The organism is uncultured Amaricoccus sp. (assembly GCF_937858865.1).
Taxonomy (GTDB): Bacteria; Pseudomonadota; Alphaproteobacteria; order Rhodobacterales; family Rhodobacteraceae; genus Amaricoccus.
This window is the reverse complement of the sequence record NZ_CALLYO010000045.1, coordinates 1-20,281: the sequence shown is the minus strand read 5'-3', so window position 1 is coordinate 20,281 and position 20,281 is coordinate 1. Positions and strand designations below refer to the sequence as shown.

Annotated in this window: 18 protein-coding genes; 12 read left to right on the top strand and 6 right to left on the bottom strand. The window is 70.9% G+C overall.

The window, feature by feature from the left end; all coding sequences use genetic code 11:
- Positions 1-37: 37 nt before the first annotated feature.
- The gene (locus Q0112_RS01245) at positions 38-199 is read right to left on the bottom strand and encodes an HAD hydrolase-like protein (RefSeq protein ID WP_297970389.1); all 162 of its coding nucleotides are present in this window, start codon (positions 197-199) and stop codon (positions 38-40) included.
- Positions 200-337: 138 nt separating this feature from the next.
- On the opposite strand from Q0112_RS01245, the gene glmU reads away from it, so the two are divergent.
- Together glmU and glmS are read left to right on the top strand one after the other, a co-directional pair.
- Positions 338-1,690, top strand: coding sequence for a bifunctional UDP-N-acetylglucosamine diphosphorylase/glucosamine-1-phosphate N-acetyltransferase GlmU (gene glmU / locus Q0112_RS01240; RefSeq protein WP_297970387.1), 1,353 nt, complete (start codon positions 338-340; stop codon positions 1,688-1,690).
- Position 1,691: 1 nt separating this feature from the next.
- Positions 1,692-3,512, top strand: a complete 1,821-nt coding sequence (glmS, locus tag Q0112_RS01235) for a glutamine--fructose-6-phosphate transaminase (isomerizing) (protein ID WP_297970384.1) — start codon at positions 1,692-1,694, stop codon at positions 3,510-3,512.
- Positions 3,513-3,612: 100 nt separating this feature from the next.
- Here the strand turns inward: glmS and Q0112_RS01230 are convergent, their stop codons facing one another.
- Positions 3,613-4,332, bottom strand: coding sequence for a LuxR family transcriptional regulator (locus Q0112_RS01230; RefSeq protein WP_297970382.1), 720 nt, complete (start codon positions 4,330-4,332; stop codon positions 3,613-3,615).
- Between the two features lie 189 nt (positions 4,333-4,521).
- Here Q0112_RS01230 and moaA point away from each other — a divergent pair, with 189 nt between their 5' ends.
- The 3 genes from moaA to Q0112_RS01215 all read left to right on the top strand — a co-directional run bounded on the left by moaA (position 4,522) and on the right by Q0112_RS01215 (position 6,211).
- Positions 4,522-5,535 carry a GTP 3',8-cyclase MoaA gene (gene moaA / locus Q0112_RS01225; RefSeq protein ID WP_297970380.1) on the top strand — a complete coding sequence of 338 codons (1,014 nt, stop codon included), beginning with the start codon at positions 4,522-4,524 and terminating at the stop codon, positions 5,533-5,535.
- Positions 5,536-5,603: 68 nt separating this feature from the next.
- Complete coding sequence (locus Q0112_RS01220; RefSeq protein ID WP_297970378.1) at positions 5,604-5,768, top strand: hypothetical protein; 165 nt, start codon at positions 5,604-5,606, stop codon at positions 5,766-5,768.
- A 14-nt stretch (positions 5,769-5,782) separates the two neighbouring features.
- Positions 5,783-6,211, top strand: coding sequence for an OsmC family peroxiredoxin (locus Q0112_RS01215; protein WP_297970376.1), 429 nt, complete (start codon positions 5,783-5,785; stop codon positions 6,209-6,211).
- Between the two features lie 269 nt (positions 6,212-6,480).
- Here Q0112_RS01215 and Q0112_RS01210 read toward each other — a convergent pair whose 3' ends face one another.
- The 3 genes from Q0112_RS01210 to Q0112_RS01200 all read right to left on the bottom strand — a co-directional run bounded on the left by Q0112_RS01210 (position 6,481) and on the right by Q0112_RS01200 (position 12,003).
- Positions 6,481-10,131: a vitamin B12-dependent ribonucleotide reductase gene (locus tag Q0112_RS01210; RefSeq protein ID WP_297970374.1), complete on the bottom strand. Its 3,651-nt coding sequence runs from the start codon at positions 10,129-10,131 to the stop codon at positions 6,481-6,483.
- A gap of 342 nt (positions 10,132-10,473) precedes the next feature.
- Positions 10,474-11,469 carry an aldose epimerase family protein gene (locus tag Q0112_RS01205; RefSeq protein ID WP_297970372.1) on the bottom strand — a complete coding sequence of 332 codons (996 nt, stop codon included), beginning with the start codon at positions 11,467-11,469 and terminating at the stop codon, positions 10,474-10,476.
- Positions 11,470-11,544: 75 nt separating this feature from the next.
- The gene (locus tag Q0112_RS01200; protein WP_297970370.1) at positions 11,545-12,003 is read right to left on the bottom strand and encodes a GatB/YqeY domain-containing protein; all 459 of its coding nucleotides are present in this window, start codon (positions 12,001-12,003) and stop codon (positions 11,545-11,547) included.
- 188 nt (positions 12,004-12,191) lie between these two features.
- Between Q0112_RS01200 and carA the strand changes: the two genes are divergently transcribed.
- Both carA and Q0112_RS01190 read left to right on the top strand, forming a co-directional pair.
- The gene (gene carA / locus Q0112_RS01195; protein ID WP_297970368.1) at positions 12,192-13,400 is read left to right on the top strand and encodes a glutamine-hydrolyzing carbamoyl-phosphate synthase small subunit; all 1,209 of its coding nucleotides are present in this window, start codon (positions 12,192-12,194) and stop codon (positions 13,398-13,400) included.
- A gap of 79 nt (positions 13,401-13,479) precedes the next feature.
- Positions 13,480-15,342 (top strand): glycosyltransferase, encoded by a 1,863-nt coding sequence (locus Q0112_RS01190; RefSeq protein ID WP_297970366.1) that lies wholly within the window; start codon positions 13,480-13,482, stop codon positions 15,340-15,342.
- On the opposite strand, the gene Q0112_RS01185 is transcribed toward Q0112_RS01190, so the two are convergent.
- Positions 15,333-15,974 (bottom strand): GntR family transcriptional regulator, encoded by a 642-nt coding sequence (locus Q0112_RS01185; RefSeq protein WP_297970364.1) that lies wholly within the window; start codon positions 15,972-15,974, stop codon positions 15,333-15,335. The genes Q0112_RS01190 and Q0112_RS01185 overlap by 10 nt on opposite strands.
- 221 nt (positions 15,975-16,195) lie before the next feature.
- On the opposite strand from Q0112_RS01185, the gene Q0112_RS01180 reads away from it, so the two are divergent.
- From Q0112_RS01180 to secG, 5 genes are all read left to right on the top strand, one after another.
- Positions 16,196-16,834 (top strand): pyrimidine 5'-nucleotidase, encoded by a 639-nt coding sequence (locus Q0112_RS01180; protein ID WP_297970363.1) that lies wholly within the window; start codon positions 16,196-16,198, stop codon positions 16,832-16,834.
- Positions 16,835-16,844: 10 nt separating this feature from the next.
- A complete protein-coding gene (locus Q0112_RS01175) occupies positions 16,845-18,086 on the top strand; it encodes an FAD-dependent monooxygenase (protein WP_297970362.1) in 1,242 nt (413 codons plus the stop codon).
- A 62-nt stretch (positions 18,087-18,148) separates the two neighbouring features.
- On the top strand, positions 18,149-19,171 hold the full coding sequence (gene ilvC / locus Q0112_RS01170) for a ketol-acid reductoisomerase (protein WP_297970360.1): 1,023 nt from the start codon (positions 18,149-18,151) through the stop codon (positions 19,169-19,171).
- A 102-nt stretch (positions 19,172-19,273) separates the two neighbouring features.
- Entirely contained in the window at positions 19,274-19,621 is a 348-nt protein-coding gene (locus Q0112_RS01165; RefSeq protein ID WP_297970358.1) for an MmcQ/YjbR family DNA-binding protein, read from the top strand.
- Positions 19,622-19,709: 88 nt separating this feature from the next.
- Positions 19,710-20,105, top strand: coding sequence for a preprotein translocase subunit SecG (gene secG, locus Q0112_RS01160; RefSeq protein WP_297970356.1), 396 nt, complete (start codon positions 19,710-19,712; stop codon positions 20,103-20,105).
- Positions 20,106-20,281: the final 176 nt, after the last annotated feature.

Here is a 20,281-nt window from a genome sequence, read left to right as displayed (position 1 = left end):
CGATTCTATCGAAGCGCATGCGTGCAGCGCCCCGCTCTCAGGAGCGCGCCGGTTCGGCGCGAACCGCCGGTTCGGCGCCGTCGGCCGCGTCGAGCCGCGCGCCGACCCCCGCCTCCGCCAGCGCACCGTTCGCCGCGGCGATCAGGTCGGCCGAGGTGTCCGCCAGGGTCCCGTCGAGATCGAAGACCGCAGCCCGCATCCATGCCTCCTCCTGCCTCGTCCCCTCTTGGCCCAAGCTGCAGGATTCTGAAACAGGATCTGATCCGCCCCGCCCTTTGCGCGCCGCACAATGGCTGCTAGGAGTCGCCTCTGTTGCCAGCTTGCCGGAGGTTCCCGCATGCCCGTCGCCGTCATCCTTCTCGCCGCCGGCCAGGGAACGCGGATGAACTCGGATCTCCCCAAGATCCTGCACCCGCTGGCCTCGGCGCCGCTGATCGCGCACGCCCTCGCCGCCGCCCGGGCGCTCGAGCCCGAGCGCACGATCCTCGTGACCGGCCATGGCGCCGACGCCGTCGAAGCGGCCGCCCGCAGCATCGACCCCGACCTCCGCGTCGTCGAGCAGACGGAGCAGCTCGGCACCGCCCACGCCGTGCTGCAGGCCGCGCCGGAGCTCGAGGACTTCGAGGGTGACGTCGTCGTCCTCTACGGCGACACGCCCCTCATCCGCCCGGAAACGCTCGAGGCCATGCTCGCTACCCGCGCGGGCGGCGCTGCCGTCGTCGTCCTCGGCTTCGAGGCGGCCGAGCCGGGCACCTACGGCCGTCTCCTCCTCGGCCCGAACGGCGGCCTCGAAGCCATCGTCGAGGCCCGCGACGCCACGCCCGACCAGCTCGCCGTCCGGCTCTGCAACTCGGGCCTCCTCGCCGCCGATGCCACCACCCTGCGGGGACTGCTCGCGGAGGTCGGGACCGACAATGCCAAAGGGGAATACTACCTCACCGACGTCGTGGGCCTCGCCCGCGGCCGCGGCCTCGCCGTCGCCGTCATCACCTGCCCCGAGGCCGAGACGCTCGGCGTCAACTCCCGCGCCGATCTCGCCGCGGCAGAGGCCGCCTTCCAGGCTCGCGCCCGCGCCGAGGCGATGGCGAACGGCGTCACCCTCACCGATCCCGCGACCGTCTTCTTCGCCCTCGACACTGTCGTCGGCCGCGATGCCACGATCGGCCCGCACGTCGTCTTCGGCGCGGAGGTGACCGTCGAGTCCGGCGCCATCATCCTTCCCTTCTGCTACTTCGAAGGGTGCCACATCAGCCGCGGCGCCCGGATCGGCCCCTTCGCCCGCCTCCGCCCCGGGGCCGAGATCGCCGAGAACGCCCGGATCGGCAACTTCGTCGAGGTGAAGAACTCCATCGTCGAGGAGGGCGCCAAGGCCAACCACCTCACCTACATCGGCGACGCAACCGTCGGCCGCGGTGCCAATGTCGGCGCCGGCACCATCGTCTGCAACTACGACGGCGTCTTCAAGCACCGGACCGAGATCGGCGCCGGCGCCTTCATCGGCTCGAACACGGCGCTGGTGGCCCCGGTCAGCGTCGGGGCGGGCGCGCTGGTGGCCGCCGGCTCGGTCGTCACCAGCGACGTGCCGGAAGGGGCGCTCGCGATCGCCCGCGCACGGCAGGAGAACAGGCCGGCGCTCGGGCGGCGGATCATGGAGCGGCTGAGGGCGCTCAAGGCCGGGGGGGTGCACTGAGATGTGCGGCATCGTCGCGATCCTCGGCCGCCACGAGGTGGCTCCGCTCATCCTCGAGGCGCTGAAGCGGCTCGAATACCGCGGCTACGACAGCGCCGGCATCGCCACCGTGCACGAGGGCCGGCTGGGGCGCCGGCGGGCGGTCGGCAAGCTGATCGCGCTCTCCGACCTCCTCGTGCGCGACCCGATCCGCGGCAAGGCCGGCATCGGCCATACCCGCTGGGCGACGCACGGCCAGCCCTCCGAGCGCAACGCCCACCCGCACCAGGCCGGGCGCGTGGCGGTCGTCCACAACGGCATCATCGAGAACTTCCGCGCGCTCCGCACCGAGCTCGAGGCCGAGGGCGTCGTCTTCGAGACCGAGACCGACACCGAGACCATCGTGCAGCTCTGCAACCGCGCGCTCGCGGCCGGCGCCACCCCGGTCGCGGCCGCCCGCGCCACCCTGGCGCGGCTGCAGGGGGCATTCGCCCTCTGCTTTCTCTTCGACGGCGAGGCGGACCTGCTCGTTGCCGCCCGCCGCGGGTCGCCGCTCGCGGTCGGCTACGGCGACGGCGAAGTCTTCGTCGGCTCCGACGCCCTGGCGCTCGCGCCGCTCACCAGCCGCATCGCCTATCTCGAGGAGGGCGACCATGCGGTGCTGACCCGCGCCGAGGTCGCGATCTTCGACGCCGAGGGCCGGCCGGCAGCCCGCGAGATCCAGCATGTCCCGGTGGAGAATTTCTACGCCGAGAAAGGCCCCTACAAGCACTTCATGGCCAAGGAGGTGCACGAGCAGCCGACGGTGATCGCCGACGCGCTCGGCCATTATCTCACCGTCGACCGCAAGGCGGCGGTCGCGCCGGCGGGGGTCGACTTCGCCGCGGTCGACCGGCTGGTCCTCGTCGCCTGCGGCACGGCGCACTATGCCTGCCACGTGGCGAAATACTGGTTCGAGAGCCTGGCCCGCCTGCCGGTCGAGATCGAGATCGCCTCGGAGTTCCGCTACCGCGAGCCGCCGCTCGGGGCCGGCACGCTCGGCATCTTCGTCAGCCAGTCGGGCGAGACCGCCGACACGCTGGCCGCGCTGCGCTACGTGCGCGGCCAGGGAGGGCGCATCGTCTCGGTGGTGAACGTCGAGACCTCGACCATCGCGCGGGAGAGCGACGTGGCGCTGCCGATCCTCGCCGGCCCCGAGATCGGCGTCGCCTCGACCAAGGCCTTCACCTGCCAGCTCACCGTGCTCGCGATCCTGGCGCTGGTCGCCGGGCGCCAGCGCGGCACGCTCGCGGCGGCCGACGAGGAGCGGCTCGCGACGGCGCTCGGCAGCGTCCCCGGCCTGATGGCGCGCGCGCTGACGGCCGAGCCCGAGATCGCCGAGATCGCCAAGGACCTGTCGCGGGCGCAGGACATCCTCTTCCTCGGGCGCGGCTCCATGTATCCGCTCGCGCTCGAGGGGGCGCTGAAGCTGAAGGAGATCAGCTATATCCACGCCGAAGGCTATGCCTCGGGCGAGCTCAAGCACGGGCCGATCGCGCTGATCGACGAGGACGTGCCGGTCATCGTGCTCGCTCCCTCGGACGGGCTTTTCGACAAGACCGTCTCCAACATGCAGGAGGTGATGGCGCGCGACGGCAAGGTGCTGCTGGTCAGCGACGCGGGCGGCCTCGAGGAAGCCGGGCCGGGTCCCTGGCGGACGCTCGCGATGCCGGCCTGCGATCCGTTCGTGGCGCCGATCCTCTACGCGGCGCCGGCGCAGCTCCTCGCCTATCACACCGCGGTCTTCAAGGGCACCGACGTCGACCAGCCGCGGAACCTCGCCAAGTCGGTGACCGTGGAGTGACCTCGGGGGCCCGAGATTCACGATTTCGCGCGCGAAACTATAAGTAACTATATGATATTAAAGGGATTCGTCGGGTTAAAACTTCGTGTACAGCCGTGAGTCAGCGTGATCGGGCGACGTGCGGCTGCTCTCCTGGGTCGATGCTGATCAGCCCGAAGCCGAGGCCGCGCAGCGCCGCCGAGATCCGGTCGGCCACGCCGAGCTTCTGGTAGACGCGCCGCAGGTGGGCGTCGACCGTGTGGGCGGATATGCCGAGGATCTCGGCGATGAGCGCGTTGGTCTTGCCGCGCGCCACCCAGGTCAGCACCTCGAGCTCGCGCGGGGAGAGGGCCGGCACCTCGCCGAGCTCGCGCAGGAGCAGCTCGCAGTAGCGCAGGTGCATCGCCTGGCAGGCCCAGCGGAGGCCCGAGAGGACTTCCGGCCCGAGGCGCCGGAGCCCGGGCACGAGATCGATGGCGAAGATCCCGTTGCGCCCCTTCGGACCGAAGGCCTGCAGCCCGAGGCCGCTCGCGACGCCGCTGGCGCGATAGGACTCGAGATGCGCGCGCTCGCGGGTGCCGGCGGGGGAGATATGCGCGAGATCCTCGAGATAGACCGGCCGCACGCTGTTCTGCAGCGCCTGCGCCATGACCGCGAGGCCGCTCGAGCGGGCGGCGAGATATTGCTCGACGAGCGGCGCCGGGAAGCCGTCGTTCTCGATGCGCTGCTGGCCGGCATCGGGCGCGCCGGGCGGGGGCAGGTGGTGGTAGCCGATCCGGGCCACGCCGCAGCCCCGCGCGAAGGCGACCAGCCGTTTCCAGAGGTCGTCGAGGCGCGTCACGGACTCGATTTCGATGTCGAATCCAATCGGATTCATGGGGCCGACCCCCGGTCGCGCGGCGGTCTCCCTTTCCCGCCGTTGCCGCATGACGATTACGACCGTCTCCGGGGGCCGGAGTCAAGCGTGTGTGGCAACGGCTTGAACTGCCAGCCCTGCCCTCCTACTCTCTGCAGAGGGAGAACAGCTCACTTGACCGGACAGCCTCGCCTGATCGATCCGTTCGCGCGCGCGATCACCTATCTGCGCGTCTCGGTGACCGACCGCTGCGACTTCCGCTGCGTCTACTGCATGTCCGAGCATATGGAGTTCCTGCCCAAGGCGGAGCTGCTGACGCTCGAGGAGCTCGATCGGCTGTGTTCGGCCTTCATCGGGCTCGGGGTCGAGAAGCTCAGGATCACCGGCGGCGAGCCGCTGGTGCGCAAGGGAATCATGACCTTCTTCCGCGCCATGTCGCGCCATCTCGAGAGCGGCGCGCTCCGGGAGCTGACCCTCACCACCAACGGCAGCCAGCTGCGGCGCTTCGCCGCGGAGCTCGCCGACTGCGGCGTTCGGCGCGTCAACGTGTCGCTCGACACGCTCGACGCCGACAAGTTCGCCCGCATCACCCGCTGGGGGCGCTTCCGCCAGGTGATGGACGGCATCGAGGCGGCGGCGGAGGCGGGCCTGCACGTCAAGATCAACACGGTGGCGCTCAAGGGCGTCAACGAGGAGGAGCTGCACGATCTCGTCGCCTGGTGCGGCGCGCGCGGCTTCGATCTCACCTTCATCGAGGTCATGCCGATGGGCGACCTCGGCGCCGAGGACCGGCTCGACCAGTACTGGTCGCTGCGCGACCTGCGCCAGCGGCTCGAGGAACGCTGGACGCTCGCCGACACGCCCGAGCGCACCGGCGGGCCGGCGCGCTACGTGCGCGTGGCCGAGACCGGCGGGCGGATCGGCTTCATCACGCCGCTGACGCACAATTTCTGCGAGAGCTGCAACCGGGTGCGGCTGACCTGCACCGGGCAGCTCTTCATGTGCCTCGGCCAGGAGGACGAGGCCGACCTGCGCTCGGTGCTGCGCGCGAACCCGGGCGACGACGCGCCGCTGGTGGCGGCGATCGCCGCGGCGATCGCCCGCAAGCCGAGGGGGCACGACTTCGACTATTCGCGGCGCGAGGTGCATGGCCGGGTGTCCCGGCACATGAGCCACACGGGAGGATGAGGGGGCGGAACCGGAGCGGGAAAGGGCCGTTGTCGCGGGGACGATGCCGCCCCAAGGAGTTCCCGCCCATGCCTCGCCCCTCGTCCCTGATCCGGCTCGCCCTCGTCGGCGGCGTCCTGCTGCTGCTGCGGGCCATCGCCCGCGAGGCGGCGGAGGCGCGCCGGGCGCCGACGCTGCTGCCGCCGCCCGCCAAGCCGCGCCCCCGGCGGGCCGCAGGGTCACGGTTGGGATGAAGAAGGAGGATGTGATGACGAGAACCGGTTCGGCAGTCTGGAGCGGCGGCCTCAAGGACGGCAAGGGGACGCTCTCGACCGAGAGCGGCGCGCTCGCCGACGTGAACTACAGCTTCGCCAAGCGCTTCGGCGACGAGAAGGGAACGAACCCGGAGGAGCTGGTCGGCGCCGCGCATGCGGCCTGCTACGCGATGCAGCTCTCGGGCGTCCTCGGCGAGGCGAACCTCGTCGCCGACGAGATCCGGGCGAGCTCGGCCGTGACCGGCAAGATGGACAACGGCTTCACCATCACCAGCGTGCATCTGACGGTGAAGGCGAAGATCCCCGGCGCCTCCGAGGAGGCCTTCCAGGCCGCGGCGCAGAAGGCGAAGGAGATCTGCCCGATCTCCAAGCTGCTGCACGGCTCGGTCGACATCACCCTCGACGCCGAGCTCGCCTCCTGAGAGCCGACCGCCGCACCCGGTCCCCGGGCCGGGTGCAGGCGCGGGGCGCGAAACGGGGATTTCGCGCGCGAAACTATAAGTAACCATATGATCCCAAAGGGATTCGTCGGGTTAAAACTTCCTGTACGCGCTGCGGCTCGAAGGATCCCGGCCCCCTGACAGGCAAGACGAAGGGGGCCTTTCGGCCCCCCTCCTTCGCGCTTCTGCTGGCTTTGGTAGGCTGGTCCTGCTCGACCGGTTCCGCCGCAGCCCCTCGCTGTCCCGTTCCGTCAGCTGCAGCCCGAGGTGGCGCCGCAGGTGTTGCATTTCAGGCAGGTGCCGTTCCTGACCAGGGTGAAGTTGCCGCATTCGCCGCAGGGGTCGCCGACGTAGCCCTGCATCTTCGCCTTGGAGCGGGCGTCGAGGGCGGCGGCGCCGGCGGCGGAGGCCGCCGGGGCGGCGAGGCCGGGGAGGACGCCGAGCTCGAGGGCGCCGGCGACGGCGGCGCCGCCCTGCAGCACCATCAGCTCCTGCGGCAGGCGCTTGCGCAGGTAGCCCGAGGAGGAGATCTGCTTGATCACCGCGATCGAGCTCTGCGCCACCTCGCCGTCGAGGCGCAGCACGTTGCCGGAGCGTTCCGCCTCGCCGCCGCCGATGGTGTCGAAGCTCTCGCCGGTCGGCTTGACGTGGGCGAGGTCGGTGCGGTCGAGGTAGGAGACGGCGAGCTCGCGGAAGATGTAGTCGAGGATCGAGGTCGCGTTCTTGATCGAGTCGTTGCCCTGCACCATGCCCGCCGGCTCGAAGCGGGTGAAGGTGAAGGCCTCGACGAACTCCTCGAGCGGCACGCCGTACTGCAGGCCGACCGAGACGGCGATGGCGAAGTTGTTCATCATCGCCCGGAAGGCGGCACCCTCCTTGTGCATGTCGATGAAGATCTCGCCCAGGGAGCCGTCGGCGTATTCGCCGGTGCGCAGGTAGACCTTGTGGCCGCCGACCAGCGCCTTCTGGGTGTAGCCCTTGCGCCGCTCGGGCAGGCGCTGGCGCGCGTTCGCCCGCTCGATCTCCTTCACGATCAGCTTCTCGACGATCTTCTCGGCCAGCACGGTGACGCGCTCGGGCTGCGGCGCCTCGAGGAGCGCCTCCTCGAGGTCCTCGTCGTCCTCGATCAGCGAGGCGGCGAGCGGCTGCGAAAGCTTGGAGCCGTCGCGGTAGAGCGCGTTCGCCTTCACCCCGAGCGACCAGGAGAGCTCGTAGGCGGCCTTGCAGTCGCCGATCGTCGCCTCGTTCGGCATGTTGATCGTCTTGGAGATGGCGCCGGAGACGAAGCTCTGGGCGGCGGCCATCATGCGGATGTGGCTCTCGACCGAGAGATAGCGGGTGCCGATCTTGCCGCAGGGGTTGGCGCAGTCGAAGACCGGGTAGTGCTCGGGGCGCAGGTGCGGCGCGCCCTCGAGCGTCATGGTGCCGCAGGCGTGGGCGTTGGCCGCCTCGATCTGGGCGCGCGAGAAGCCGAGGTGGCGCAGCAGGTCGAAGGCCGGGTCGCGCAGCTTGTCGGCCGGGATGCCGAGGACCCCGGTGCAGAACTCCTCGCCGAGCGTCCACTGGTTGAAGACGAAGCGGATGTCGAAGGCGGTCGGCAGCGCCGCCTCGAGCTTCGCGATCTCGGCCTTGCCGAAGCCGTGGCCGACGAGCGTGGTGTGGTTGATCTCCGGCGCCTGGCCGAGCGAGCCGTGGCCGACGGCGTAGGCGACGATCTCCTCGATCTCGGCCGGGCGGTAGCCGAGGTGGGCGAGCGCGCCGGGCACCGCCTGGTTGATGATCTTGAAGTAGCCGCCGCCGGCGAGCTTCTTGAACTTCACCAGCGCGAAGTCGGGCTCGATGCCGGTGGTGTCGCAGTCCATGACGAGGCCGATGGTGCCGGTGGGCGCGATCACGGTGGTCTGGGCGTTGCGGAAGCCGTGCCGCTCGCCGAGCTCGAGCGCCTCGTCCCAGACGGCGTGCGCGAGGTTGATGAGCGCGGAGTCGGGGCAGCTCGCATGGTCGAGCGCGACCGGCGGGACGGCGAGGCCCTCGTAGTCGGTGAGGTGGCCCTGGGCGGCGCGGCGGTGGTTGCGGATGACGCGCAGCATGTGCGGGGCGTTGGCCGCATAGCCGGGGAAGGCGCCGAGCTCGCCCGCCATCTCGGCCGAGAGGCCGTAGGCGGCGCCGGTCATCACCGCGCTGAGCGCGCCGCAGAGCGCCCGGCCCTCCGGGCTGTCGTAGCCGTGGCCCATGGTCATCAGCAGGCCGCCGATGTTGGCGTAGCCGAGGCCGAGGGTGCGGAAGCGGTAGGAGAGCTCGGCGATGCGCGGGCTCGGGAACTGCGCCATGAGGACGGAGATCTCGAGGGTCAGCGTCCAGAGGCGGGTGGCGTGGACGTAGGCGCGGGCGTCGATGCGGCCGTCCTTGAGGAAGGCGAGCAGGTTCATCGACGCCAGGTTGCAGGCGGTGTCGTCGAGGAACATGTATTCCGAGCAGGGGTTCGAGGCGCGGATCGGGCCGTCCTCGGGGCAGGTGTGCCAGGCGTTGATCGTGTCGTGGAACTGCACGCCGGGGTCGGCGCAGGCCCAGGCGGCGAGGCCGACCTTCTCCCAGAGCTCGCGCGCCTTGACCGTCTTCGTCACCTTGCCGTCGGTGCGGCGGGTGAGCTGCCAGTCGCCGTCGGCGCGCACCGCCGCGAGGAAGGCGTCGGTGACGCGGACGGAGTTGTTGGAGTTCTGCCCCGAGACGGTCAGGTAGGCGTCGGAGTCCCAGTCGGTGTCGTAGGTGCGGAAGTCGATCTCGGTCGCGCCCTGTTCGGCCTGCTGCAGCACGCGCTTCACGTAGGCCTCGGGGAGGTGGACCTTCTTCGCCGCGCGGATGGCGGCCTTGAGGGACGGGTTGGCCTTCGGGTCGAAGGCGTCGGCCTCGGCGCCGTCCCAGCTGCGGATGGCGTCGAGGATGGCGGCGAGGCGCTCGCGGTGGACCTTGGAGCCGGCGACGAGGGAGGCGACCTTCTGCTCCTCGATCACCTTCCAGGAGATGAAGTCCTCGATGTCGGGGTGATCCATGTCGCAGATCACCATCTTGGCGGCGCGGCGCGTGGTGCCGCCCGACTTGATGGCGCCGGCGGCGCGGTCGCCGATCTTGAGGAACGACATCAGGCCGGAGGACTTGCCGCCGCCGGCGAGCTTCTCGCTCTCGGCGCGCAGCGAGGAGAAGTTGGTGCCGGTGCCGGAGCCGTACTTGAAGAGGCGCGCCTCGCGGGTCCAGAGGTCCATGATGCCGCCCTCGTTCACGAGGTCGTCCTGCACCGACTGGATGAAGCAGGCATGCGGCTGCGGGTGCTCGTAGGCGGAGGTGGATTTCACCAGCTCGCCGGACTGGAAATCGACGTAGTAGTGCCCCTGCCCCGGGCCGTCGATGCCGTAGGCCCAGTGCAGGCCGGTGTTGAACCACTGCGGCGAGTTGGGCGCGCCCATCTGGGTCGCCAGCATGTAGCGCATTTCGTCGTAGTAGGCGCGGGCGTCGGCCTCGGTGGTGAAGTAGCCGCCCTTCCAGCCCCAGTAGGCCCAGGCGCCGGCGAGGCGGTCGAAGACCTGGGCTGCGGAGGTCTCGCCGGTGGTGCGCGCCTCCTCGGGGAGCTGGGCGAGCTTCGCCTCGTCGGGGACGGAGCGCCAGAGGAAGGCGGGGACGCCCTTCTCGCGCACGCGGCGGAGCGCGACGGGGACGCCGGCCTTGCGGAAGTACTTCTGGGCGAGGACGTCGGCGGCGACCTGGCTCCAGCCGGCCGGGACCTCGAGGTCGGGGAGGCTGAAGACCACCGAGCCGTCCGGGTTGCGGATCTCTGACGAGGTGGTGCGGAATTCGAGCGCCCCGTAGGCCCCGGTCTCCTCGGTGGTGAAGCGGCGCTCGATCTTCATCTCTCGGTCCTCTTGTTGCCTCGGCCTACCTCTAGCGGGAGGCACCATATCTTGCGGCCGTTCGTGGCCGGGACACCAGAGAACGCCCTTTCGGCGGCGAGTCGCAACAGATTTTTTGGCGTGAGCCACCATATATTGTTGTTGACAGCTGTTCGGCCACCAGCCGTTGTCAACGCTTGGTTAACCTTCGATTCTCGCGTAAGTTGAAATACGATTGGCGGCAAGGTCTTGCCGGACGATGTTAACCTTTATGCCGCGGATGGTTAACGCCGTTCGGATTTTGTTTTCGTTTCAGTGGCTTGTCGGAATCCCGCACTGTGCGGAAGGCGGGTGCGAGCCTGCTCACGCCCGCCCGATCTCCACCACAAGCCGCTGGAAATAGGGTTTCTCCGGGGTGGCGACGATGCTCGGCCAGTCCGGCTGGTGCAGGCTGTCGGGGAAGTGCTGCGCCTCGAGGCAGAGGCCGGCGAAGGGGCCGTAGCTCTGCCCGTCGTGGCCGGGGACGGCGATGGTCATCTCCGGGGCGTCGAAGAGCTGCATCCCCGGCTCGTCGGTCCAGAGTTCGAGCTGGCGCCCGGTGCGCGGGCAGCGGGCGCGGGCGGTCGGGCGCTTGCGGTCGCGGGCGGGGTCGAGGACGAGGTTGAGGTCGAGCGCGGTGTCGCCGATCTCGCGCTCGGTCGAGAAGTCACGGCCGGTGCCGTCGAGCGGGCGGATCTCGCCGGTCGGGACCAGCGCCGCGTCGGTCGGGGTGTATTCCCGGGCGGCGATCCAGAGCAGGTGGTCCTTCACCGTCCCCTCGCCGCCGAGGTTGTAGTAGTTGTGGTTGGCGAGGCTGATCGGCGTCGGCCGGTCCGGGGTGCCGGTCATCTCGCAGATGAGCCGCGGCCCCTCGAGGCGGAAGCTGACGGCGAAATCGACGTTGCCGGGATAGCCCTCCTCCCCGTCCGGGCTCCGGTAGAAGAGATAGAGCGTGTTGGCCGGGGTGTCGGTCTCCATGTCCCAGATCCGCCCCGCGAGCCCGACCGCGCCGCCGTGCAGGTGGTTCGCGCCGTCGTTGGCGGTGAGGGCATGGGTCCGGCCGTCGAGGGTGAAGGAGGCGCCGCCGGTGCGGTTGGCGACCCGGCCGACGACGGCGCCGTGCGAGCGGGAATGGTGCAGATAATCCTCGAGGCGGGGGAAGCCGAGCACCATCGGCAGCGTGCCGCGCGGCCCGTCGACGCGCCAGTCGCGGGTGATGCAGCCGAGGGCGAGGATCGAGACGGCGGCGTCGGCGCTCTCGAGGATCACCTCCTCGACGGGCCGGCCTGCCTCGTCCCGGCCGAAAAGACGCTTCCTCATGGCGTTCCTCCCCTGCGAAGCGTCTTCTGCCACGATCCGCGCCGGCCCCGCCAGCCCCGCGCGGGAGGCCGCCTGCTAGCGGAAGGCCTGCTTCACGGCGGCGCCGACGCGGGAGAAGTCCATCTGGCCGGTGTGGCGCGCCTTCAGCATCGCCATCACCTTGCCCATGTCGCGGATCGAGGAGGCGCCGGTCTCCTCGATCGCCTTCGCGATCGCCTGGTCGATCTCGGCCTCGGACATCTGCCGCGGCAGGTAGTCGCGGATGATCGCGATCTCGCCGCGCTCCTGCTCGGCGAGGTCGAGCCGCCCGCCCTCCTCGTAGGCGCGCGCGCTCTCCTCGCGCTGGCGGATCATCTTGGCGAGGATCGCGAGGATCCCGGCGTCCCCGACGCCCTCGGCGTTGTCCTCTGTGCGGGCCGCGATGTCGCGGTCCTTGATCGCCGCGGTGATCAGCCGAAGCGTCGAAATCCGTCTGCTGTCACGCGCCTTGATCGCTTCCTTGAGATCCGCCGCGAATCGCTCGCGCATCGTCATCCTGGGCACCCTTCGCTGGCCGGGCCGTCGGCCGAAAGGGCACTATACCGCTGCGGCGCGCGGGGCCGCAAGCCTGATGGCCCGCCGGCAATTACCTGATCTTGCTGGATTTTGCCGGCGCGCATTCGCCTTGACGACCGCCCGCGTGCGGCATAGCTTCCGCCGCGAACCTCGGGATTCGATCGACCATGACCGCACGTGCCGCTCCCTCGGACCAGGCGCTTGCCTCGGCGCCGGGCGACGGGCTGAGGCCCACGGCCTGCATCGCACTGGCCGACGGGCAGATCTTCTACGGCAAGGGCTTCGGCGCGGCCGGCGTGGCGGTGGGCGAGCTCTGCTTCAACACGGCGATGACCGGCTACCAGGAGATCATGACCGATCCCTCCTATGCCGGGCAGATCGTCACCTTCACCTTCCCGCATGTCGGCAACGTCGGGGTGAACCCCGAGGACGACGAGACCGCCGACCCGGTCGCGGCCGGCATGGTGGTGAAATGGGACCCGACCGAGCCGTCGAGCTGGCGCGCGGCCGGCACGCTCTCGGACTGGCTGGCGCGGCGGGGCCGCATCGGGATCGGCCAGATCGACACCCGGCGCCTGACCCGCGCCATCCGGCTGCAGGGCGCGCCGCACGTCGCGATCAGCCATGCGCCGGACGGCGACTTCGACCTCGACGATTTGCTCGGGCGGGCGCGCGCCTTCCCCGGGCTCGTGGGCATGGACCTCGCCCGCGAGGTCACCTGCGCGCAGAGCTACCGCTGGGACGAGATGCGCTGGGCCTGGCCGGAGGGCTACGTCCGCCGCGCCGGGCTGGGCCACCGGGTGGTGGCGGTCGACTATGGCGCCAAGCGCAACATCCTGCGCTGCCTCGCGAGCGCCGGCTGCGACGTGACGGTGCTGCCGGCGACGGCGACCGCCGAGGAGGTGCTGGCGCACCGGCCGGAGGGGCTCTTCCTCTCCAACGGGCCGGGCGATCCGGCGGCGACCGGCGAATACGCCGTGCCGATGATCCGCGAGGTGCTGGAGCGGACGCGGATCCCGGTCTTCGGCATCTGCCTCGGCCACCAGATGCTGGCGCTGGCGCTCGGGGCGCGCACCATCAAGATGAACCACGGCCACCATGGCGCCAATCATCCGGTGAAGGAGCTTTCGACCGGAAAGGTCGAGGTGACCTCGATGAACCACGGCTTCACCGTTGACAGCCAGACCCTGCCGAAGGGGGTGGTCGAGACGCATGTCTCGCTCTTCGACGGGTCGAACTGCGGCATCGCCACCGAGGACGGGCGGGTCTTCTCGGTGCAGCACCATCCGGAGGCGAGCCCGGGGCCGCAGGACAGCTTCTATCTCTTCGAGCGGTTCGTCGCCTCGATGGAGGCCGCCGGCGGCGGCGGGAGTTAATCCTTAAGTTTCCGCAGCCTTAAAGGGCTGTTAAAGAATCCATAGCAATTCTCCGCGTCGGCCGGCGTGGAGTATTGGTATGGCCCGGGTTCTTCCGTTCAGGCCTGTCGCGGAGGATGTCTCCGGAGCGGCCGCGCCGCGCAGGCCGTACCTCGGCCAGATCCTCGTGCAGCGCGGTGCGATCGCGCCCGCCGCCCTCGCCGCCGCGCTCGACCAGCAACGCCATCAGGACACGGCGCTCGGCCAGATCCTCCTCGTCGGCGGGCTGATCTCGGGCGACACGCTGGTGGACGCGCTCGCCGAGCAGACCCGGATCGGGCGCATCGACCTCGACGCCCGGCCGGCCGATCCGGCCTTCGTCGCCGAAGCGGATCCCGGGCGCTGCCTGGCGCTCGAGGCGGTGCCATGGCGGACCTTCGGCGGGCGGCGGGTGATCGCCGTCGCCAATCCGGCGCAAGGCGCGGCGGCGCTCGAGGCCTTCGGGGGCGAGGCGCTGGCGCTGGCGCCGGCGGCGGCGATCCGCCGCACGGTCGCCCGCCACTTCGGACAGGAGATGGTGCGGGCGGCGGAGGCGCGCTGCCCGGCGGAGGCGAGCTGCCGCACGCTCTTCGTCAACGGCTTCACCCTCCGCAAGGCGGTCGTTCTCGCCGTGCTCGCGGCGGGCATCTGCTGGCTTTCCTGGTCGGCGCTGGCCGCGGTGCTGGTCTGGGCGCTCGTCTCCCATGCCGCGACGGTCGGCCTCCGGGCCTTCGCGCTCGTCGCGCGGTGGCGGAAACGGCGGCTCCCGCCGGTCGCGGCGACGTCGCTCGCCGAGCATCGCAGGAAGCCGCCGGTCTCGCTCCTGGTGCCGCTCAAGGGCGAGGCGAAGGTCGCGGGGCAGCTGCTCGCGGCGCTGCGGCGGATGGACTATCCCGAGGCGCTTCTCGACATCAAGCTGGTGCTCGAGGCCGGCGACGTCGCGACGCTGGCGGCGATCGAGCGGGCCGGGATGCCGCCGACGGTCGAGGTGGTGACGGTGCCGAAGGGGACGGTGGAGACCAAGCCGCGGGCGCTGAACTATGCCCTGCCCTTCTGCAGGGGCGAGATCGTCGGGGTCTACGACGCCGAGGACGCGCCCGATCCGGGGCAGATCGAGGCGGTGGTCCGGCATCTGATGGCGGCCGACCCCAAGGTCGGCTGCGTGCAGGGGTATCTCGATTTCTACAACAGCGGGGACAATCTGCTCTCGCGGTGGTTCACCATCGACTATGCGCTCTGGTTCCGCGTCGTGCTGGTCGGCGTCGAGCGGCTCGGGCTGCCGATCCCGCTCGGCGGGACGACGGTCTTCTTCCGCCGGCGGGTGCTCGAGGAGGTCGGCTGCTGGGACGCGCACAACGTCACCGAGGACGCCGACCTCGGGATGCGGCTCGCGCGGCACGGCTATCGCTGCGAGATGGTGGCGACGACGACGAAGGAGGAGGCCTGTGCGGCCAATCCCTGGCGCTGGGTGGGGCAGCGGTCGCGCTGGCTGAAGGGCTATGCGATCACCTGGGCGACGCACATGCGGCGGCCCTGGCGGCTCTGGCGCGACCTCGGGCCGCTCGGGTTCGCCGGCTTCCAGGTGCTGTTCCTCGGCGGGCTGACCGCCTTCCTCGCCTGGCCGCTCTACTGGTTCGCGGCCTTCGGCGGGCTGGTCGGGCTGCCGGTGGCGGATCACCTGCCGCCCGGCTACGGCACGGCGCTCGCCGTCGCCCTTTTCGCCGGCCTCGTCGTCGACTGGGTCGGCGCGGCGGTGGCGCTCGCCGAGACCGGGCGGGCGCGGATGATCCCGTGGATCCCGACCCTGCTCATCTACGGGCTGCTCGGGTCGCTGGCGGCCTATCACGCGATGCTGGAGCTTCTCTACCGGCCCTTCCACTGGCTCAAGACCGAGCACTCCGGGCTGCGGGACGGTCAGCCGTAGCGTTCGGCGTCGGCCTTCAGGCGGGTCTCGAAGGCCTGGCTGATGTGGCCGCGGATCGCGGCCTCGGCGGCGGCGCCGTCGCGCGCCTCGATGGCGCGGACGATCGCCTCGTGCTCGTCCATGGCGCGGGCGCCGCGGCCCTCGGCGGCGAGGGAGGTGGTGGCGACGAGGGCCATCGAGCGGTGCACCATCTCGAGCTGCTGGATCAGGTAGCGGTTGTGGCTCGCGAGGTGGATCTGGCGGTGGAAGCGCTTGTTGGCGCGGGCGAGGCGGTCGGGGTCGCCGACCAGCGCGCGGTCGCGGGCGATCATGTCCCAGAGGATGCGGATCTCCTCGGGCGCGGCGTGCTGGGCGGCGAGGCGGGCGGCGAGGCCCTCGAGCTCGGCGCGCACGACGTAGAGCTCGCCGAGCTGGTCGTGGTCGAGGCTGGCGACGACGAGGCTGCGGCCGTCGCGGGCGAGCAGGCCCTGGGTCTCGAGCCGCTGCAGCGCCTCGCGGATCGGGGTGCGCGAGACGCCGAAGCGCTCGGCGAGCTCGGCCTCGACGAGGCGGTCGCCGGGGCGGTAGTCGCCGTGGTCGATCGCCTCGACCACGAGGCCGTAGGCGTCCTTCGGGGGCGTGGGGCTCGGCATGGTGCGCGACACTAGTCCGCGGGCGGGGAAGAATCGAGAGTGTCCGGCAGGCGCGTCAGGCCGGTGCGAAAAACAGGATTTCGCGCGCGAAACTATAGGTATATCCTTGATTCTGAAGATATTCGTCAGGTTAAGACTTCGTTACTCGCGCTACACGACCCCGCGGGAAAGGAGGGGCGGGGCCGTTGCCGGATGCGCGGCGGCGGGGTAGAGACCGGGACATGCATGCCGATTTCGCCCACGTCGAGACCTGGGTCTTCGACCTCGACAATACGCTCTATCCGCCGGCGATCCGGCTCTTCGACCAGATCGAGGCGCGGATGGCCGCCTTCGTCATGCGCACGCTCGGGGTGGACGCGGCGCGGGCGGGGGAGCTGCGCCGGCAGTACTGGCGGGAGCACGGCACGACGCTCGCCGGGCTGATGAACCTGCACGGGGTGGAGCCGGGGCCCTATCTCGCCGAGGTGCACGACATCGACCTGACCGGCATCGAGCCCTCGCCGGCGCTCGCCGCCGCGATCGCCGGGCTGCCGGGGCGGAAGGTCGTCTTCACCAACGGCTCGCGCGAGCATGCGCGGCGGGTGACGCTGGCCTGCGGCCTCGCGGAATGCTTCGATGCGCTCTACGGCTTCGAGGATGCGGGCTATGTGCCGAAGCCGCGGGCGGAGGCCTTCGCCGCGGTCTTCGGGCGCGACGGGCTGGCGCCGCGGCGGGCGGCGATGTTCGAGGACGATCCGCGCAACCTCGAGGTGCCGCACGGGCTCGGGGTGCGCACCGTCCTCGTCGGACCGGCCGCGACGCATCCGCATGTGCACCACCAGACCGACGATCTGGCGGGCTTCCTCGCGCGGCTCGCATGACGGGGCTCGCATGAGGGGGCTCGCGGTCGACGTGCTGGTGGCGGGAGGTGGCGTCGCCGGCCTGACCGCCACGGCGGCCTTCGCCGCGGCGGGCTTCGAGGTGCTCTGCGTCGATCCGGTGCCGCCCGTCACCTCGGCCGAGGCCGAGGGGTCGGATCTGCGCAGCACGGCTTTCCTCTCGCCCGCGGTCGATCTGTTGCGGCGGGCCGGGCTCTGGGAGGCGCTCGCGCCGCAGGCGGCGCCGCTCCGGCTCATGCGCATCGCCGACGCCGGCGGCACGGAGGGGGTGATCCGCGAGACGGCGGAGTTCGCGGCGAGCGAGATCGGCGCCGAGGTCTTCGGCTGGAACCTGCCCAACTGGCTGCTCCGGCGGGAGATGGTCGCGCGGGTGGACGGGGCGCTGCGCGCCGGCGTCCGGGTCGAACGCGTGGTGCCGCGGAGCGAGGCGGCGCTGGTCGCGCTCTCCGACGGGACGCAGGTGCGGGCGCGGCTGGTCGTCGCGGCGGACGGGCGCGACAGCGCGGTGCGCGAGGGGCTCGGCATCCGCGCGCGGCGCTGGGGCTATGGGCAGAAGGCGGTGGTCTTCTCGGTCACGCACGCGCTGCCGCACGGCGACGCCTCGACCGAGATCCACCGGTCGGGCGGTCCCTTCACGCTGGTCCCCCTGCCCGACCGGGACGGCGTGCACGCCTCGGCGGTGGTCTGGATGGAGGCGGGGCCGCGGGCGGCGGAGCTGGCCGCGATGCCGGAGGCGGAGTTCAACGCCGCGCTCAACCTCCGCTCCTGCGGCGTCCTGGGCGAGCTCGCGCTCGCCGGGCGGCGGATGCTCTGGCCGATCATCACCCAGGTCGCCGAGCGCCTCGACGGGCCGCGCACCGCGCTCGTCGCCGAGGCGGCGCACGTCGTGCCGCCGATCGGGGCGCAGGGGCTGAACATGTCGCTCGCCGACATCGCCGCCCTCCTCGATCTCTGCGAGGCGACGCGGGCGGGGGGCGGCGACATCGGGTCGCGCGAGCTGCTCGGGCGCTATCACCGGGCGCGCCACGGCGAGATCCTGCTCCGCGTCGGCGGGATAGACGCGCTCAACCGCGCGTCGATGGCCGGGGCGCGGCCGCTGCGCGAGCTGCGCCGCGCGGGGCTGCGGACGCTGTACGGCGCCGCGCCGGTGCGGCGGACGCTGATGCGGCTCGGGCTCGGCGCGCGGGCTGCGGAAAGTTGGCCGGAAAGTCGGCCGGAAAGTCGGCCGGGGTGAATTGCATTCCCGCGGACGCACGGGTAAGGGGCGCGCGGGACGGACTGGAGGTACGCTCGAAAATGCGGGTCTATTACGATCGCGACTGCGACATCAACCTGATCAAGGACAAGAAGGTGGCCGTGGTCGGCTACGGCAGCCAGGGGCATGCGCATGCGCTGAACCTGCGGGATTCGGGCGTGAAGAACGTGGCCGTGGGACTCCGCGACGGCTCGCCCTCGGCGAAGAAGGCCGAAGGCGAGGGGCTGAAGGTCATGTCGATCGGTGACGCCGCCAAATGGGCGGACGTGCTGATGATGACGATGCCCGACGAGCTGCAGGCCGACACCTACCGCAAGTACATCCACGACAACCTCCGCGACGGCGCGGCGATCGCCTTCGCGCACGGGCTGAACGTGCATTTCGGCCTCATCCAGCCGAAGCCGGGCGTCGACGTCATCATGATGGCGCCGAAGGGTCCGGGCCACACGGTGCGCGGCGAGTTCGTGAAGGGCGGCGGCGTGCCCTGCCTCGTCGCGGTCGCCAACGACGCCAGCGGCAACGCGCTCGAGATCGCCAAGAGCTACTGCGCCGGGATCGGCGGCGGGCGGTCGGGGATCATCGAGACCGACTTCCGCCAGGAGTGCGAGACCGACCTCTTCGGCGAGCAGGCGGTGCTCTGCGGCGGGCTGGTCGAGCTGATCCGCATGGGCTTCGAGACGCTGGTCGAGGCCGGTTACGAGCCGGAAATGGCGTATTTCGAATGCCTTCACGAGGTGAAGCTCATCGTGGATCTGATCTACGAGGGCGGCATCGCCAACATGAACTACTCGATCTCGAACACCGCCGAGTACGGCGAGTACGTCTCGGGGCCGCGGATCCTGCCGCGGGAGGAGACCAAGCGGCGGATGCGGGAGGTGCTGGAGGACATCCAGACCGGGCGGTTCGTCTCGGGCTTCATGGCGGAGAACGCGGTCGGGCAGCCCTACTTCAAGGCGACGCGGCGGATGAACGACGCGCACCAGATCGAGCAGGTCGGCGAGAAGCTCCGGGCAATGATGCCGTGGATTTCCGCCGGCAAGATGGTGGACAAGAGCCGCAACTGAGATCGGGGGGTTGACGCCTGTCGCAGGCGTCAACCCCTTCCGCGCCGATCCGGCCCGGCGCGCGCGGGGGACGGGGCCGCGCCTTCGTGCTATGAGGCGGCCATGGTGAGCTTCGAAGACCTGCGCGCGATGGTGCTGGCGCTGCCCGAGACCGAGGAGACGACCTCCTGGGATTCGCGGTCCTTCAAGGTGAACGGCAAGGTGATCCTCTACTGGAACGCGCGCCACGACTGTCCGGTCTTCAAGGTGGATTTCGAGGAGCGCGACTTCCTGATCGAGGCGGATCCGGAGACCTTCTTCACCACCGACCATCACCGGCCGTGGCCGCTGGTGCTGGCGCGGCCGGAGCGGCTCGATCCCGGCTGGGCGCGGGCCAACATCGAGCGGGTCTGGCGCGCGCAGGCGAAGAAGCGGACGCTCCGGGCCTGGGAGTCGCGCAAGGGCGCATGAGCCGGGCCGGCGGCGTTTCGGGCATCGACATTCCCGGCGGCAGGGACTAGAGAACCGGCGGATTTTCCGAAACGAGACCGGAGCGGTCATGCAAGCCGTCGTTCTGACCATTCACCTGCTGCTGGCGCTGACCCTGATCGTGGTCGTGCTGCTGCAGCGTTCGGAGGGCGGCGGGCTCGGCATCGGCGGCGGCGGGGTGATGACCAGCCGCGGCGCGGCCACGGCGCTCTCCAAGGTGACCTGGGCGGTCGGCATCGGCTTCGTGGTGACGAGCCTGGCGCTGACGGTGCTGGCGGCGCGCGACAGCCGCAGCGGCTCGGTGATCGACGGCGGCAGCGTGATCCAGGACGCGGCGCCCGCCGGCCCCGCGGCGCCCGGCCTCGAGGGCGACCTGCTGCCGCAGCAGCTGCCGGCCGAGACGCCGCCCGCCGAGCCGGCGCCGTCGGCCGGCGACGGCCCGGCCGCGCCGCCGCCCGTCCAGTAGCGGTGCGGACCGGCGGCAACTTCTCGTTGCCGCCCGGCCTCGGCACACAGGATATTGCGCGGTTGCGCCTTGCCCGCGGCGCGCCCTTCCCGTATAGATTGAGTCCCGTGAAGCCTCGGCTTTTTGCAGAATCATAACTGAGCAGGCGCGGGAGACGAGCCAATGGCGCGGTACAT

Coding starts and splice junctions, on each gene's coding strand:
- Q0112_RS01245 (WP_297970389.1), bottom strand. CDS start 199: ATGCGGGCTGCGGTCTTCGATCTCGACGGGACCCTGGCGGACACCTCG.
- glmU (WP_297970387.1), top strand. CDS start 338: ATGCCCGTCGCCGTCATCCTTCTCGCCGCCGGCCAGGGAACGCGGATG.
- Q0112_RS01215 (WP_297970376.1), top strand. CDS start 5,783: ATGACGAGAACCGGTTCGGCAGTCTGGAGCGGCGGCCTCAAGGACGGC.
- secG (WP_297970356.1), top strand. CDS start 19,710: ATGCAAGCCGTCGTTCTGACCATTCACCTGCTGCTGGCGCTGACCCTG.
- glmS (WP_297970384.1), top strand. CDS start 1,692: ATGTGCGGCATCGTCGCGATCCTCGGCCGCCACGAGGTGGCTCCGCTC.
- Q0112_RS01200 (WP_297970370.1), bottom strand. CDS start 12,003: ATGACGATGCGCGAGCGATTCGCGGCGGATCTCAAGGAAGCGATCAAG.
- Q0112_RS01185 (WP_297970364.1), bottom strand. CDS start 15,974: ATGCCGAGCCCCACGCCCCCGAAGGACGCCTACGGCCTCGTGGTCGAG.
- Q0112_RS01180 (WP_297970363.1), top strand. CDS start 16,196: ATGCATGCCGATTTCGCCCACGTCGAGACCTGGGTCTTCGACCTCGAC.
- Q0112_RS01220 (WP_297970378.1), top strand. CDS start 5,604: ATGCCTCGCCCCTCGTCCCTGATCCGGCTCGCCCTCGTCGGCGGCGTC.
- Q0112_RS01165 (WP_297970358.1), top strand. CDS start 19,274: ATGGTGAGCTTCGAAGACCTGCGCGCGATGGTGCTGGCGCTGCCCGAG.
- Q0112_RS01190 (WP_297970366.1), top strand. CDS start 13,480: ATGGCCCGGGTTCTTCCGTTCAGGCCTGTCGCGGAGGATGTCTCCGGA.
- Q0112_RS01205 (WP_297970372.1), bottom strand. CDS start 11,469: ATGAGGAAGCGTCTTTTCGGCCGGGACGAGGCAGGCCGGCCCGTCGAG.
- ilvC (WP_297970360.1), top strand. CDS start 18,149: ATGCGGGTCTATTACGATCGCGACTGCGACATCAACCTGATCAAGGAC.
- Q0112_RS01175 (WP_297970362.1), top strand. CDS start 16,845: ATGAGGGGGCTCGCGGTCGACGTGCTGGTGGCGGGAGGTGGCGTCGCC.
- Q0112_RS01210 (WP_297970374.1), bottom strand. CDS start 10,131: ATGAAGATCGAGCGCCGCTTCACCACCGAGGAGACCGGGGCCTACGGG.
- carA (WP_297970368.1), top strand. CDS start 12,192: ATGACCGCACGTGCCGCTCCCTCGGACCAGGCGCTTGCCTCGGCGCCG.